The 12,955-nt window shown below is 71.4% G+C and carries 15 protein-coding genes and 1 tRNA gene; 6 read left to right on the forward strand and 10 right to left on the reverse strand.

Features of this window, described 5'->3' with window-relative positions; genetic code table 11:
- Positions 1 to 27 precede the first annotated feature (27 nt).
- Positions 28 to 1,119, forward strand: coding sequence for a DNA polymerase III subunit beta (dnaN, locus tag HHX30_RS20790; RefSeq protein ID WP_169983637.1), 1,092 nt, complete (start codon positions 28 to 30; stop codon positions 1,117 to 1,119).
- Positions 1,120 to 1,223: 104 nt separating this feature from the next.
- On the opposite strand, the gene HHX30_RS20795 is transcribed toward dnaN, so the two are convergent.
- The 6 genes from HHX30_RS20795 to upp all read right to left on the reverse strand — a co-directional run bounded on the left by HHX30_RS20795 (position 1,224) and on the right by upp (position 5,295).
- Positions 1,224 to 1,913 carry a FadR/GntR family transcriptional regulator gene (locus HHX30_RS20795; RefSeq protein ID WP_169983638.1) on the reverse strand — a complete coding sequence of 230 codons (690 nt, stop codon included), beginning with the start codon at positions 1,911 to 1,913 and terminating at the stop codon, positions 1,224 to 1,226.
- Positions 1,914 to 2,011: 98 nt separating this feature from the next.
- Positions 2,012 to 3,289: a helix-turn-helix transcriptional regulator gene (locus HHX30_RS20800; RefSeq protein ID WP_249350266.1), complete on the reverse strand. Its 1,278-nt coding sequence runs from the start codon at positions 3,287 to 3,289 to the stop codon at positions 2,012 to 2,014.
- 183 nt (positions 3,290 to 3,472) lie between these two features.
- Positions 3,473 to 4,003: a PH domain-containing protein gene (locus HHX30_RS20805; RefSeq protein ID WP_079314254.1), complete on the reverse strand. Its 531-nt coding sequence runs from the start codon at positions 4,001 to 4,003 to the stop codon at positions 3,473 to 3,475.
- Complete coding sequence (locus HHX30_RS20810; protein ID WP_169983590.1) at positions 4,000 to 4,176, reverse strand: hypothetical protein; 177 nt, start codon at positions 4,174 to 4,176, stop codon at positions 4,000 to 4,002. The genes HHX30_RS20805 and HHX30_RS20810 overlap by 4 nt, the downstream gene beginning before the upstream one ends.
- A 71-nt stretch (positions 4,177 to 4,247) precedes the next feature.
- Positions 4,248 to 4,466 carry a hypothetical protein gene (locus HHX30_RS20815; protein WP_169983640.1) on the reverse strand — a complete coding sequence of 73 codons (219 nt, stop codon included), beginning with the start codon at positions 4,464 to 4,466 and terminating at the stop codon, positions 4,248 to 4,250.
- Between the two features lie 190 nt (positions 4,467 to 4,656).
- Complete coding sequence (upp, locus tag HHX30_RS20820) at positions 4,657 to 5,295, reverse strand: uracil phosphoribosyltransferase (protein WP_169983641.1); 639 nt, start codon at positions 5,293 to 5,295, stop codon at positions 4,657 to 4,659.
- Between the two features lie 138 nt (positions 5,296 to 5,433).
- On the opposite strand from upp, the gene HHX30_RS20825 reads away from it, so the two are divergent.
- The 4 genes from HHX30_RS20825 to HHX30_RS20840 all read left to right on the forward strand — a co-directional run bounded on the left by HHX30_RS20825 (position 5,434) and on the right by HHX30_RS20840 (position 7,057).
- The gene (locus tag HHX30_RS20825) at positions 5,434 to 5,922 is read left to right on the forward strand and encodes a tRNA adenosine deaminase-associated protein (RefSeq protein WP_169983642.1); all 489 of its coding nucleotides are present in this window, start codon (positions 5,434 to 5,436) and stop codon (positions 5,920 to 5,922) included.
- A gap of 15 nt (positions 5,923 to 5,937) precedes the next feature.
- The gene (locus HHX30_RS20830) at positions 5,938 to 6,420 is read left to right on the forward strand and encodes a tRNA adenosine deaminase-associated protein (protein ID WP_169983643.1); all 483 of its coding nucleotides are present in this window, start codon (positions 5,938 to 5,940) and stop codon (positions 6,418 to 6,420) included.
- On the forward strand, positions 6,417 to 6,911 hold the full coding sequence (gene tadA, locus HHX30_RS20835) for a tRNA adenosine(34) deaminase TadA (RefSeq protein WP_311922656.1): 495 nt from the start codon (positions 6,417 to 6,419) through the stop codon (positions 6,909 to 6,911). Before HHX30_RS20830 ends, tadA begins: the two co-directional genes overlap by 4 nt.
- A gap of 61 nt (positions 6,912 to 6,972) precedes the next feature.
- Positions 6,973 to 7,057, forward strand: a tRNA-Ser gene (locus tag HHX30_RS20840).
- A gap of 87 nt (positions 7,058 to 7,144) precedes the next feature.
- Here HHX30_RS20840 and HHX30_RS20845 read toward each other — a convergent pair.
- From HHX30_RS20845 to HHX30_RS20860, 4 genes are all read right to left on the reverse strand, one after another.
- Complete coding sequence (locus HHX30_RS20845) at positions 7,145 to 8,344, reverse strand: tetratricopeptide repeat protein (RefSeq protein ID WP_169983644.1); 1,200 nt, start codon at positions 8,342 to 8,344, stop codon at positions 7,145 to 7,147.
- Positions 8,341 to 9,699, reverse strand: coding sequence for an ATP-binding protein (locus HHX30_RS20850; RefSeq protein WP_169983645.1), 1,359 nt, complete (start codon positions 9,697 to 9,699; stop codon positions 8,341 to 8,343). The genes HHX30_RS20845 and HHX30_RS20850 overlap by 4 nt, the downstream gene beginning before the upstream one ends.
- An 84-nt stretch (positions 9,700 to 9,783) precedes the next feature.
- Positions 9,784 to 10,080: a type II toxin-antitoxin system VapB family antitoxin gene (locus HHX30_RS20855; protein ID WP_169983646.1), complete on the reverse strand. Its 297-nt coding sequence runs from the start codon at positions 10,078 to 10,080 to the stop codon at positions 9,784 to 9,786.
- Positions 10,081 to 10,137: 57 nt separating this feature from the next.
- Positions 10,138 to 10,998, reverse strand: coding sequence for a neutral zinc metallopeptidase (locus HHX30_RS20860; RefSeq protein ID WP_169983647.1), 861 nt, complete (start codon positions 10,996 to 10,998; stop codon positions 10,138 to 10,140).
- A gap of 418 nt (positions 10,999 to 11,416) precedes the next feature.
- Here HHX30_RS20860 and HHX30_RS20865 point away from each other — a divergent pair, with 418 nt between their 5' ends.
- On the forward strand, positions 11,417 to 12,955 hold the full coding sequence (locus tag HHX30_RS20865) for a phospholipid carrier-dependent glycosyltransferase (RefSeq protein ID WP_169983648.1): 1,539 nt from the start codon (positions 11,417 to 11,419) through the stop codon (positions 12,953 to 12,955).

A 12,955-nucleotide genomic window follows, 5' to 3' on the forward strand; every position in this document is an offset into this window, starting at 1 on the left:
GAGTCGTGGCGCAGGCAGGAGGTCGGCATGAAATTCCAGGTGAACCGCGACGTCCTGGCCGACGCGGTGGCGTGGGCGGCCCGGGTGCTGCCCGCCCGGCCCGCGGTGCCCGTTCTCGCGGGCCTGCTCCTGGAGGCGGGAGACGACCTGCGGGTGTCCGCCTTCGACTACGACGTGTCGGCCCGGGCCGACGTCGAGGCCGACGTCGCCGAGCCGGGGCGGGTGCTGATCCCCGGCAAGGTCCTGGCCGAGATCACCCGGAGCCTGCCCGCCCGGCCCGTCGAGATCGCGACGAGCGGGTCCGAGGCGGTGCTCGCCTGCGGCAGCGTGGAGTTCAATCTGCTCACCATGCCCGACGAGGACTTCCCCGCGATGCCGCCGATGCCGCCGAAGGTCGGCGCCGTGGGCGGCGGCGTGTTCGCCGACGCGATCCGGCAGGTCGCGGCCGCCGCCAGCCGCGACGACACGCTGCCCATGCTGACGGGCGTCCGGGTGGACATCGAGGGCGTGCGGGTCGCGATGGCCGCCACCGACCGCTACCGCATCGCCGCGAGCGAGTTCCTGTGGCACCCCGAGCGCGAGGACGTGCGGCACGGCGTGGTCGTGCCGGCGCGGGTCCTGGTCGAGGTGGCCCGGTCGCTGCGCGGCGGCGAGGTGGCGATCGGGCTCGGCGACAACGTGGCCGGCTTCGAGAGCCAGGGCCGCACGACCACCGTGCGGCTGCTGGACGACCAGTTCATCGACTACCGCTCCCGGCTGACCGGCGAGTGGGGCATCCACGCCGACGTGGCGGTGGCGCCGTTCGTGGAGGCCGTCAAGCGGGTCGTGCTGGTCGCCGAGCGCAACACCGCGGTCCGGCTGGCGTTCTCGCAGGGGCAGGTGCAGATCAGGGCCGGAGGCGGCGACATCGGCAGGGGCTCGGAGATCGTGGACGCCGAGCTCGAGGGGCCGGACATCGAGATCGCCTTCCAGCCCCACTTCCTGCTCGACGGGCTCGAAGGCGTCGGGACCGAGCGGGCACGGATCCACATGGAATCCCCGACCCGTCCCGCGCTGATCACCGACGAGGGCGAGGACCCCGGGTTCCGCTACCTCGTCATGTCGCTGCGGCTCGGCTGACCGTGCTTATCTGACCGTGCTTACCTGACTGTGCTCTCCTGATTAGGGCCCCGCGGGCGCCGTGGGGAACGGACCCGCCGGGCGGAGGGTTCAGGAGGCGAGGCTCAGGACGTGAGGGTGGCGGAGTCGGTGAGGGCGATGAGGATGTGCTCCATGCACGCGTGGCCGGCCCGCTCGGCCGCGGTGGCGTCGCCGGCGACGATCGCGCGCACGATCGCGTCGTGGGGGATGTAGTTCTGCTCCAAGGAGCCGCCGGCCGCCGCGATGCTCGCGCGCAGCGCCGCCGAGAAGTCGACGTAGAGGTCGATCAGCACCCTGTTGTGCGTGGCCTCCACGACCGCCACGTGGAAGGCGAGATCGGATTCGACGAACGCCTCGGGGTCGCCATCCGACCACGCCTTCTCCCGCGCGGCCAGCGCGGCCTCGATCGACGCGACGTCGCCGTCGGTCCGCCGCGTAGCCGCGAGCCGGGCCGCCTCGACCTCCAGGGCGCGACGGACCTCGAGGATCTCCAACTGCTCGGCCGCCCGCAGCCGCCTGGCCATCGCGCCGGACAGCTCGCTGGTGGCCCGCACGTAGGTCCCGTCGCCCTGGCGGCATTCGAGCAGCCCGGCGTGGGTCAGTGCGCGGACCGCCTCACGAACCGTGTTCCTGCCGACTCCGAGGTGCTCGGCGAGCACCGTCTCGGTGGGAATCTTGGCATGCATCTGCCAGGAGCCGGAGGTGATCTGCTCCTTGAGCTGGTCGATCACCTGGTCCACGAGAGACGCCCGCTGCGCCGTCCGCAGGCTCACGTCAGCCTCCTTTGGGTTGCCAATCATCCGATGATGGAATGAGTGGTAGACCCTTATTATTCCAGAGCCTCCAGAACAAGTCCGGAGGCCCCGGGAGGCTATCGAGCGAGCACCGTCGTGGTCATGGAGCCCGGAATGCTCACCCGGATCCCGACCGCTTCCAGGGCTCTACGATATGCCCCTGACTGCCGGTCGAGGGCGCCGGCCTGGCCCCAGAGGTCGCCGAGCATGCGCCAGGCCCGGGCGGTCTCCCGGTCGGGCGTCACACTGTCCAGCACGTCGTGTGCCCGGTTCAGCAAGGGAGCCGGATCTTCGGACCGTGCCAACGCGATCTCGGCCAGAACCATGTTCGCGGTGGCCGCGGTGGTCCCCGTGACGCCGTCCAACAGATGCAGTGCCCGATCGGCGAGTTCGGCTGCGGATTCCGTGTCTCCGATCCGGAACCGTACGGAACTCAGCACCACAAGGCTCCGCGCGTGCTCCTGCCGTTCGGCCGGGAACTCCGCGAAGACCTCGGCCGCGGACCTCGCGAGCGCGTTGGCTCGGTCCAAATCGGCGCCTTCGGGATTCGCCGCGGTGAGGCGAGCCCAGTGCATCGCGATGCGGGCGCGGCGGACGGCGATCCGGGCCGGGCGGCCGGCGGCGAGGGCGTCCTCGGCGAGCTGCACGGCCAGCGCCGAGTCCTCGCCTTCGGCCGCCGTCACGCTGGCCTGCCACAGCGCGAGGATCTCCGTGCTGCGGTCGCCGGCGAGCTCCGGGCCCGCCGTCGACAGCACCCGCTCGACGTACGGCAGACCGGTCTCGGCCTCGACGAGCGCCAGCGCCAGCGCCACGGCCAGCTCGCCCTCGATCACGCCGAGCCGGTCGACCTGGCCGAGCGCGTGTGCGCCGAGGTCCCGCGCCCGAAGCCGGTCGCCGGCCCGCTGGTAGCAACGGCACAGCGCGATGGTCAAGGGCAGGTCGGCGAGGCGCTCGGGGTGCGCGGTGGCCTCGCGGCGCAGCCGCTCGTACGCCTCGACGGCCCGGCCGACGCGGCCCTGGGCCTCCAGCGCCCGCGCCACACCGAGCCGCGCGTGGGCGGCGAGCATCGCGTTGTCCTCGCCCGCCGCCTTGACGATCTCGCCGAAGCGGTCGACCGCCACGGCGGGATCACCGTGATACAACTCGAGCTCGGCATGTCGGAGGCCGAGCTCGGTGTCGATGCGCTGCCGGGGTTCTATCCCGTGGAGCAGGAACTCGGTGGTGCAACCGAGCCGCTCGGCAAGCAGCCGGGCGACGACCGGCGTTGGCGTCCGCTTTCCGGACTCGATGAGTGAGACGTAACTGTCGGATAGGTCGGGTCCGGCCAACTGGGCCTGCGACATGCGCCTGCTCAACCGCAATCCGCGGACGCGGTCACCGATGGTTCCCTGACTCGGCATCTGATCTCACAGGGCGGGGGAAGGGTCAATAGTGTCGCCATAATGGCACGAAGCGACCGAATCGTGTAACCCTCCGTCAAGAATCACGACGGTGAAGGTTCGATCACGGTGACGAGATACCGGACGGTCGGACCGCCGTCAGTCGTCGTCCCCATCCTTGCTGGGGAAGATCATCTGACAGACCTCGAGATACAAGGTCTCGGGATAGGGGATGTGGGGGACGGTACGCAAAGCCTGATCCTGGCCGGCCGACTCCATCACGAACTCGCCGTAGCCGAGCATGCGGCCGAGGAGCGAGCGCTGGAAGCTCATGTCGGTGACCTTGCTCAGGGGCATCATCGCGACCTTGCGCGTGATGAGGCCGGTGGTGAGAAGCATGCGCTGGGAGGTGACGACGAAGTAGTCGACCGACCACTCCGCGACCTTCCATACGAAACGGACCAGCAGGAGGAGCCAGGCCCACCAGACGAGGGCGAGGGCCTGGCTCGCACCGTTGTCGCTGAGGAACTTGCTGAGGACTCCGGCGAGGATGAGCCCACCGAAGATCTCGGCGACCGGGCGCAGGAGCACGGCGGGGTGGCGCCGCACCATGATGACTTGGTGTTCGTGGGGGAGGAGGTAACGGTTGACCGACGACGGGGCGGAGTCCCCGTGGGTCACAAGTCTCATGTCAGGGTGGCGAAGAACTGCGCCATCGAGTCGGCCGCGCTGACGATTCCGTTGAAGGCTCCGTGGACCGTTTGGGCCGCGTCAGTCGGTCTTGTGAGCAGGTAGAAACCTGCCGACACGATGAGCGTCCACTTGATGACTTTCTTCGCTTGCACCGCCGTCACCACTCCCATGACCAATACATTACCCAGACGCCCCGTTTGGTAAAGCGGCTAACCGCGAACGGGTTGAGCGATCGACGGCGTCATCCCCGCTCCGCGGCGGCGGTCGCCAGCACCCGCAGGTGCTTGCGGGCGATGCGCTCGACCAGTGCGGGGTGCGCGTGTCCGGTGACCTCGATGGCGCCGTGGTGGGCGGCCTGAACGCACCGGGTCACCGTCGCGGGAGGATGAACCTCCGCGAACTCGTCCCTGAGCAGGGCCTCGAGCTGTTCGTAGTGCTCGCCGGCCGGATGCTGGATCATCGCTCTCCCTGGTGGCGCGCCGCTCGCGAGAGCGCGAGGTGACGTCGTCATCACAGTAAGTACCCTACCGGGCGCGCTGTGTAACCATGGGTGAGATGTGGACGGACCGCGCGGAAAGGAAAGGGAAATCAAACCGCGGGGGATCAGAGCGGGGGAATCCAGGGCGCGGGGAATCCAGGGCGCGGGGAATTCAGACGACGCCGTACAGGCGGTCGCCGGCGTCGCCGAGCCCGGGCACGATGTAGCCGTTCTCGTTCAGCCGCTCGTCGAGAGCGGCCGTGACCACCCGGATCGGCCGGTCGCCGCCGCGGAACGCCTCGTCCAGGTACGCGACGCCCTCGGGGGCGGCCAGCAGGCAGATCGCGGTGACGTCCCGGGCCCCGCGGTCGAACAGGAAGTGGATCGCCGCGGCGAGGGTGCCGCCCGTCGCGAGCATCGGGTCGAGCACGTAGCACTGCCGGCCGGACAGGTCCTCCGGCAGCCGGGTGGCGTACGTCTGGGCCTGCAGCGTGGACTCGTCGCGGATCATCCCGAGGAAACCCACCTCGGCGGTCGGCAGGAGCCGGGTCATCCCGTCGAGCATCCCCAGCCCGGCGCGCAGGATCGGGACCACGAGCGGCGCGGGCCGCGCCAGCCGTACGCCGCTGGCGGGGGTGAGCGGCGTGTCGACCGTGACGTCGGTGACCCGCACGTCCCTGGTGGCCTCGTAGGCGAGCAGGGTGACCAGCTCGTCGGCCAGGCGGCGGAACGTCGGCGAGTCGGTCCGCACGTCGCGGAGAGTGGTGAGCTTGTGGGCGACGAGCGGGTGGTCGACGACGAGGGTCTCCATGGGGACAAAAGTTACCCTCTCCTGGGCGAACCCTCGACGCCGGCTGAGTCTTTGATCACGATTTGGAGTGAGCGCCGTACGGTGGGACTCCGATTCTGCGACGATTGCCTGCGTGAAGAGCGCGCGGTGGGGAAGACGATGACAGACGTGGACACTCTTGACTTCGCCATCGTCGTCTATCGCGAGGAGGACCGCTGGGAGGCGGAGATGCTCCCGGTGGCGCTGACCTCCGACCTGGACGGCCTCATTCACGCCCTCCGCCAGACCCCCAGCATGGGCACCACGATTGGCATGGTCGCCGTAGGGGATGACTTCTTCGTGGCGTTACGGGTCTTCGGCGAGCAGGTGGACGTCTTCCTCTCGGACCTCACGGCCGCCTGGGAGTGGCCGCTGGCGCAGCAGGTCCTCGAGTACCTCGACGTGCCTGTGCCCGAGGAGGAGGAGCTCGACAGCGTGCTGCCCGCCGGGGACCTGTCCATCTTCGCCGACCTCGGGCTCGACGAGATGGAGCTGGGCGCGCTGTCCGGCGACCTCGACCTGCTGCCCGACGAGGTCCTGTCCAGCATCGCCGCACGGCTGGGCTTCTCCCAGCCGTTCGAACGCGCCGTCGACGCCGCCATCGGCTGACCTGGGGAGACGGCAATGCCCTCCAGATCCAACCTCTTCTCCGCCGGCTTCGCCCGCATCGACGGCCGCTGGACCGGCGCCGAGGTCGACCTCGGCGAGGCCGAGATCGCCGACGACCTGAGCGACGCCCTGCAGGAGGCGCTCGGGCTGAGCGGTGACGAGCTCGCCCTGCTCTGCGTCGAGGTCGAGGACGAGTGGTTCGCGATCGTTCGTTATGAGGACGACCTCGACCCTCGCGTTTTCATCTCCGACGCGCACGCCGTGCAGAACGACTCACTCGGGGAGATCTTCGCCGAGCTCGCCGGCGCCGTGGTGGACAAGGACGCGCCCGACCTCGGCATCCGCCCGGTGGGCGACCTCGAGCTGCTCGGCGACTTCTCGCTGAGCGCGGAGGAGCTCGTGGAGCTCAGCATGGAGGAGGGTGTGCTGCCCGCCGACATCCTCTCCCTCATCGCCGAACGGCTCGGCTTCGCCGACGAGCTCGACCGCCTGCGGTGACCGGCTCGCCGCAGGCGGAGGCGTACGAGGCCGCCATGCGGCTGGCGCTGGCGGAGGCCGTACGGGCGGGCGAGCGCGGCGAGGTGCCGGTCGGCGCCGTGGTGCTCGGCCCGTCGCGGCCCGGCTCGGTGGTACCGGCAGAGGTGCTGGCCGCGGCGGGCAACGACCGCGAGGCTAGCGCCGACCCCACGGCTCACGCCGAGGTGCTCGCCCTGCGCGCGGCGGCGGCCGCGACCGGCGACTGGCGTCTGACGGGCTGCACCCTCGTCGTGACGCTCGAACCCTGCACGATGTGCGCCGGCGCCGCGGTCCTCGCCCGGGTGGACCGCGTGGTGTACGGCGCGGTGGACGAGAAGGCCGGGGCCGCGGGATCGCTGTGGGACGTCCTGCGGGACCGCAGGCTCAACCACCGGCCCGAGGTGGTCATGGGCGTGCTGGCCGGCGAGTGCGCGGCCGTGCTGACCGAGTTCTTCTCCGGCCGCCGCGCCTGACCGGGCGGGCGGACGGAAACGGATGCACGCGCAGTGGTGTTCGTCCGGTAAGCTGCTGCGCGGTGGAGTCGCCTAGTGGCCGAGGGCGCACGCCTCGAAAGCGTGTGTAGGGCAACCTACCGTGGGTTCAAATCCCACCTCCACCGCTCGACGGAAGAGCCGCCGATCCCGATCACAGGGGCCGGCGGCTCTCTGCGTTCCAGGGGCCGATCGATGTTCAGGGGCCGATCGATTCAGAGGGCGTTCGTCGCCCGGGTCCCGGCCAGCCGCCGTACGCCCGCGGCCACCCAGATCCCGGCCAGCCCGGCATAGGCGGCGAGCAGCGCGGCGGTGGCGGAGGACAGGAGCGCCGCCAGGGCGGCGGCCAGTCCCAGGAGGATCGCGTAGCCGTACAGGACGGCGCGGGCGCGGGGCGCGCCCGTGTGTGCCGCCTCCTGAACGGGGGTGACCAGCGCCATGACCGCCGCGCCCGCCACTCCCACCGCCTCCTGGGCGGTCGCCACGCCCGTCACGAGCAGTGCCGCTCCGGCGGCGGGCAGGCAGCAGCACACGAGGGCCACCCGCGCCTGCGCGCCGTCGAAGAGCAACCGGGTCGCCCTGGCGCGGGCCAGGCGCAGGGTGGTGACCGCTTCGGCGACCCAGGCCGCCCAGTGCAGGAGCGCGATGAGGACGAACAGGGCGATGACCGGAGGCACGGCGGGCAGCAGGAACAGCATCCGCCATCCGCCGGAGAACGTGCCGCGCAGCCGCGCGAGCAGGCGGTAGACCGGGTCGCGCCGCTTGAGCGCCGCCACCAGGAGGTCCCTCGCCTGGTCGAAGCCCGGAGACAGGCGGAGCACCTCGCGGAACGCGCGGGCGGCCTCGCCGGGCGAGCCGAAGGCGAGCTGCGCGCGCCCGTACGCGAGGTGGGCCATGGCGCTCTCGGGGTCAAGTCCCAGGGCCCGCCCGGCGGCCTCCTTCGCCCCGGCGGCGTCGCCGTGCCCGGTCAGGGCCAGCGCGAGCAGGGCGGCCAGATCGGCGTTCTCGGGCTCGACGGCGAGCCCGCGGCGCGCCGCGCCGGCCGCCTGCGGCCACTGCGCGACGTAGACGTGCGCCCGGGCCAGCAGTTCCCACGTCGGCGCGTGCTCGGGGTTGAGCGCCAGACACGTCCGCGCGGCGGCGACGGCCTCGTGCGGATAACCCGCCCGGTGGTACGCGTGCCCGCTCACGTAGTGCGGGAACCAGTGGTCCGGGGCGAGCCGTACGGCCTCGGCGGCCTCGCCGATCGCCTCTGCCGCTCTGCCCTGCCGGGTCAACGCCACAGAGAGGAAAGCGTGCCCGTCGACGTTCTCCGGCTCCTGGGCCAGCAGGCCGCGCAGTTCCCGCTCGGCCTCCGCCGGGCGGCTCAGCCCCAGCAGCGTCCGCGCCCGATCGAGCGAGGCCGCGGTGGTCACCACCTGGCGTTGCCGCGCTTGCCGTCGATCCAGGGCATCAGCTCGTCCCAGGCGCCGGAGTCGTTGGCGTGCAGGACGTAGTTGCGCGCCGTCCCGAGCCACTCCTTCACGGCCGTCGGCCTCGTCGCCCGGGCCACCGCGAGCAGGTCGTGCGTCGTCAGCGGGAGGGGACGGCCGGCGCTGATCGACTGATGGAGCTTGCTCTCCACCGCCCGGTCGACCACACCCTTGAGGTCCGCGCCCACGAACCCGTCCGTCACCTTCGCCACCGCGTCGAAGTCCATCTCGGCCAGCGGTTTGTCGCGGCACAGGATGCGCAGGATGGCGGCGCGGGCCGCGGGGTCGGGCGGAGGCACGAACACCAGCTGGTCGAACCGCCCTGGACGCCGGAACGCCACGTCGATGTACCAGGGCGCGTTGGTGGCCGCCAGCACCAGGACGCCCTCGTTGGCGTTCTCGTCCACGCCGTCGAGCTCGGCGAGGAACTGGTTGACCAGCTGCCGATGGTGCGCCTGCCGCATGTCCGACCGGCGCGCGGCGAGCGCGTCGACCTCGTCGAAGAAGAGCACGCACGGCCGGTTGCGGCGGGCCATCTCGAACGTGGCCCGCAGGTTGCGCTCGCTGGAGCCGATGTACATGTCCAGGATGTCGGCCAGCCCGACGTTGACGAACGCCGCGCCGAGCTCGCCCGCCGCCGCCCTGGCCAGGTGGGTCTTGCCCGCGCCCGGAGGGCCGTACAGCAGCACGCCGCCGCCCGCCCGCTTGCCGAACGCGGCGAACAGTTCGGGCTGCTGGACGGGGAGCAGGAGCTTCATCCGCAGCGCGTCCTTGACCGCCTCCATGCCGGCGACGTCGGCGAAGCTGACGCGGGAGCGCTCGACCTCCGCGTCGGCGCCCCCGGCCGAGTACGGCGCGCCGGACGGGGCGGCCTGCGGCGGAGGGGACGGGACGGGTTGCGGCGCGAGCCGGGCGGCCAGATCGGGGTCGGACAGCGAGGGGTCGCGGGAGACCGCGTCGTGGTACCGGCGCGCCGCGCCGGCCACGTCGCCCTCGCCCAGCAGCGCCCTGGCGGCGATCACCCCGAGGCGTGGCGCGTGGCCGGGCTCCGCCAGGAGCGGTTCCAGCACCGACAGCGCCGGGCCGTGGGCGCTCTGCCGTACGAACGCCTCCGCGAGGCCGGCGACGACGTCCGGATCCTGGGGCGACAGCACGAGGGCGGCGCGGAACTCGGCCTCCGCCTCGGCGAGGTAGCCCTTGGCCAGAAGCTGCTCGGCGAGATGGCGCCGCAGGGGAAGGTTGTCCGGGGACAGCCGAGCCGCCTCGCGGAGGGCGTGGAGTCCGGCGTCGTCGAGCACCGCCCGGCTCCCTTCTGTCGGGATCAGGTCACGTCAAATGACCGTAAGGTTACCGAAGCGGTCAGACAGTCCGATCTTGCGCCGTCAGCCCTGCAGCTCCAGCACGCGGGCGTGCAGCACCGAACGCTGGTGCAGCGCGGCGCGCAGGGCCCGGTGCAGGCCGTCCTCCAGGTACAGCTCGCCCTGCCACTGCACCACGTGCGGGAAAAGGTCGCCGTAGAAGGTCGAGTCCTTGGCGAGCAACGAGTGCAGGTCCAGCACAGCCTTCGTGGTGATCAGCGTGTCGAGCCGGACCTGCCTGGGCGGGATCTGCGCCCACTCCCGGGACGACAGCCCGTGCTCGGGATAGGGCCGTCCGTCGCCGACCAACTTAAAGATCACGGTACGTAGTTTAGAAGACGACGCAAAGACTCGCGTCCGAGGCTCCTCCGGGGTTTCTCAGATGCTTCCCGAGAAGGTGTCGCAGCGCGCCGGGTCACCCGACGAGTAGCCGTTCGTGAACCACTTGGTCCGCTGGGCCGAGGTGCCGTGCGTGAACGCGTCCGGGTTGACCCTGCCCTGGGCCTGCTCCTGGATGTGGTCGTCGCCTACCGCCGCGGCGGCGCTGAGCGCCTCTTTGATGTCGGCGTCGGAGAACGGCTCGGCGTAGAAGCCGGTGTCCACCGCGTTCTTGGCCCACACGCCCGCGTAGCAGTCGGCCTGCAGTTCGAGCCGCACCGAGCCGCTCTCCGCGCCCTGGTCCTGGCCGACCCGGTTCATCGTGCCGAGCAGGTCCTGCGCGTGGTGGCCGTACTCGTGGGCGATCACGTACGCCTGCGCGAAGGGGCCGCCCTTGGCCCCGAACCGCGACTGCAGCTCGTCGAAGAACGACAGGTCCAGGTAGACGTGCTGGTCACGAGGGCAGTAGAAGGGGCCGACGGAGGAGTCCGCGGCGCCGCAGCCGGTCTGCACCCCGCCGGAGAACAGGGTGGTCTTCGCGCCGGTGTACCCCTGGATCTGCTCGCTCCAGTATTTCTGGATGCTGTTGACGACGCCCACGACCCGGCACTTCTCCGACTGGTCGGCGTCGGCGCCGGTCTTGCACTGCGCACTCAGATCGCTGGTCGGCTGCAGGCCGGCGGGCTCGCCGCCGCCGCCCGTGATGTCGCCGGGGTTGATGCCGAAGATCAGTGCCACGATGAGGGCGATGATGCCGGCGGCTCCGCCGCCGATGGCCAGGCCTCCGCCGCGGAAGCCGCCTCCACCGCCGACGTCCTCGACCTGTGAGGTGTCGAGCTGCGCTCGGTCATCGAAATCCATCTGCGACGCTCCCGGTAGGGTTCCCGTCTGTGTTTCCCGCTTCGCTCGTCGGGGCGCTCGCACCCGCCTGGTCGTGCCGGAGGCGCGCAATTGAACGCCTCCCTCGTCACGCTTGGTCGCTTCGCTCCCGCGCGTTCCTCAGTCCAGACCGGCGGCGCGCCCCTCCGGCTCGCTCGGTGTTTCCCGCTTCGCTCGTCGGGGCGCTCACTTCCGCCGCCTTCCCTCGTCACGCTTGGTCGCTTCGCTCCCGCGCGTTCCTCAGTCCAGACCGGCGGCGCGCCCCTCCGGCTCGCTCGGTGTTTCCCGCTTCGCTCGCCGAGGGCTACTGCCCCGGATAAGGGTGATCATGCCAGGCGATCACGCCATGCCGGATCCGTCTTGCCCCGATCATCATAATTTGCCGGGTTAGGATCACCGCGTGGCTCGGAGCGCCTTACCCCGGCTGGTGCCGCCGATCCCGGGCGGGCGGGGGTGGCTCGGCCCGTTGGTTGTGGCCGCTTTCGGGGGTTTCCTCCGGTTCGACCGACTCGGCACCCCGCACGCGTTCGTCTTCGACGAGACCTACTACGCCAAGGACGCCTACTCGCTGGTCCGGTTCGGCGTCGAGCGGCACTTCGCCGACGACGCCGACCGGACGATCCTGCGCGGCGGCACGGACGTCTTCAAGACGTGCGGGACGTTCGAGGAGTGCGCCGCCTACGTCGCCCACCCCCCGCTCGGCAAGTGGCTGATCGGCGCGGGAGAGTGGCTGTTCGGCCTGACGCCCTTCGGGTGGCGCTGCGCGGCCGCGCTCGCGGGCACGCTCAGCGTGCTGGTCCTGGCGCGGACCGCCCGCCGGATGACCCGCTCGACCCTCCTCGGCTGCCTCGCCGGCCTGCTGCTGGCGCTGGACGGCCTGCACCTCGTGCTGTCGCGCTCGGCGCTGCTCGACGTCTTCCTCACGTTCTGGGTGCTGGCGGGCTTCGCCTGCCTGGTCGCCGACCGGGACGCGGCCCGCACCCGCCTGACGGAGTGGTACCGCACCTCCGCCCTGACCGGGCCGGCCCCCCGGCTCGGCCCGCGGCCCTGGCGGCTGGCGGCCGGTCTGTGCCTGGGCGCGGCGGCGGCGACCAAGTGGACCGGTCTGCTGTTCGTCGTGGCATTCGCGATCATGGCCCTCGTCTGGGACTGCGGGGCCAGGCGCGCCGTCGGCCTGCGCCGGCCGTACCGGCAGGCGGTCCGCCACGACTGGCCGCCGGGCCTCGCCTGGCTCGGGGCCGTGCCGCTCGCCGTGTACGTCGCGTCGTTCGCCGGATGGTTCGCCTCGGCCGGTGGGTGGGGCCGGAACTGGGACCGCGCCACCTCGAACGGCTGGGCCTACTTCGTCTTCGACTCGATGCGCTCGCTGGTGGACTACCAGAGCCAGGTGTTCGGCTTCCACCAGGGGCTGAGCGCGCACCACGACTACCAGTCGGACCCCTGGGGATGGCCGCTGCTGCTGCGGCCGACCCTGTTCTTCTACCAGTCGCCCCGCGGCACGTGCGGCGCGGCGTCCTGCTCGCAGGCGATCCTCGGGACCGGCACCCCGGTGATCTGGTACGCCGCGCTGCTCGCGCTGCTCGCGATGGTGGTCCGGTACGCGGCGACCCGCGACTGGCGGGCGGGGGCCGTCCTACTCGCCTACGCCGCGGGCTGGCTGCCGTGGTTCTACTTCGCGCTGGCCGACAACCGCACGATGTACCTGTTCTACTTGCTCCCGGCGGTGCCGTTCATGATCCTCGCGATCGTGCTGGCGTGCGGGCTCGTCCTCGGGCCGCCGGGCGCCCCGAATGCCCGGCGCTCCACGGGCGCGGCGCTGGTGGGCGCGTTCACGCTGCTCGCGCTGGTGAACTTCTGGTGGCTGTCGCCCGTGCTCACCGCCGTGCCCGTGCCGTACGACGTCTGGCTGAGCCGCATGCTGCTGCGCAGCTGGATCTGA

The organism is Microbispora sp. H10836 (assembly GCF_012999525.1).
Classification (GTDB): Bacteria; Actinomycetota; Actinomycetes; order Streptosporangiales; family Streptosporangiaceae; genus Microbispora.

Bases quoted from the DNA above. Each gene is read 5' to 3' on its own strand.
- dnaN (WP_169983637.1), top strand. From the start codon at position 28: ATGAAATTCCAGGTGAACCGCGACGTCCTGGCCGACGCGGTGGCGTGG.
- HHX30_RS20810 (WP_169983590.1), bottom strand. From the start codon at position 4,176: ATGGGAGTGGTGACGGCGGTGCAAGCGAAGAAAGTCATCAAGTGGACG.
- HHX30_RS20860 (WP_169983647.1), bottom strand. From the start codon at position 10,998: ATGGATTTCGATGACCGAGCGCAGCTCGACACCTCACAGGTCGAGGAC.
- HHX30_RS20815 (WP_169983640.1), bottom strand. From the start codon at position 4,466: ATGATCCAGCATCCGGCCGGCGAGCACTACGAACAGCTCGAGGCCCTG.
- upp (WP_169983641.1), bottom strand. From the start codon at position 5,295: ATGGAGACCCTCGTCGTCGACCACCCGCTCGTCGCCCACAAGCTCACC.
- HHX30_RS20805 (WP_079314254.1), bottom strand. From the start codon at position 4,003: ATGAGACTTGTGACCCACGGGGACTCCGCCCCGTCGTCGGTCAACCGT.
- HHX30_RS20825 (WP_169983642.1), top strand. From the start codon at position 5,434: ATGACAGACGTGGACACTCTTGACTTCGCCATCGTCGTCTATCGCGAG.
- HHX30_RS20830 (WP_169983643.1), top strand. From the start codon at position 5,938: ATGCCCTCCAGATCCAACCTCTTCTCCGCCGGCTTCGCCCGCATCGAC.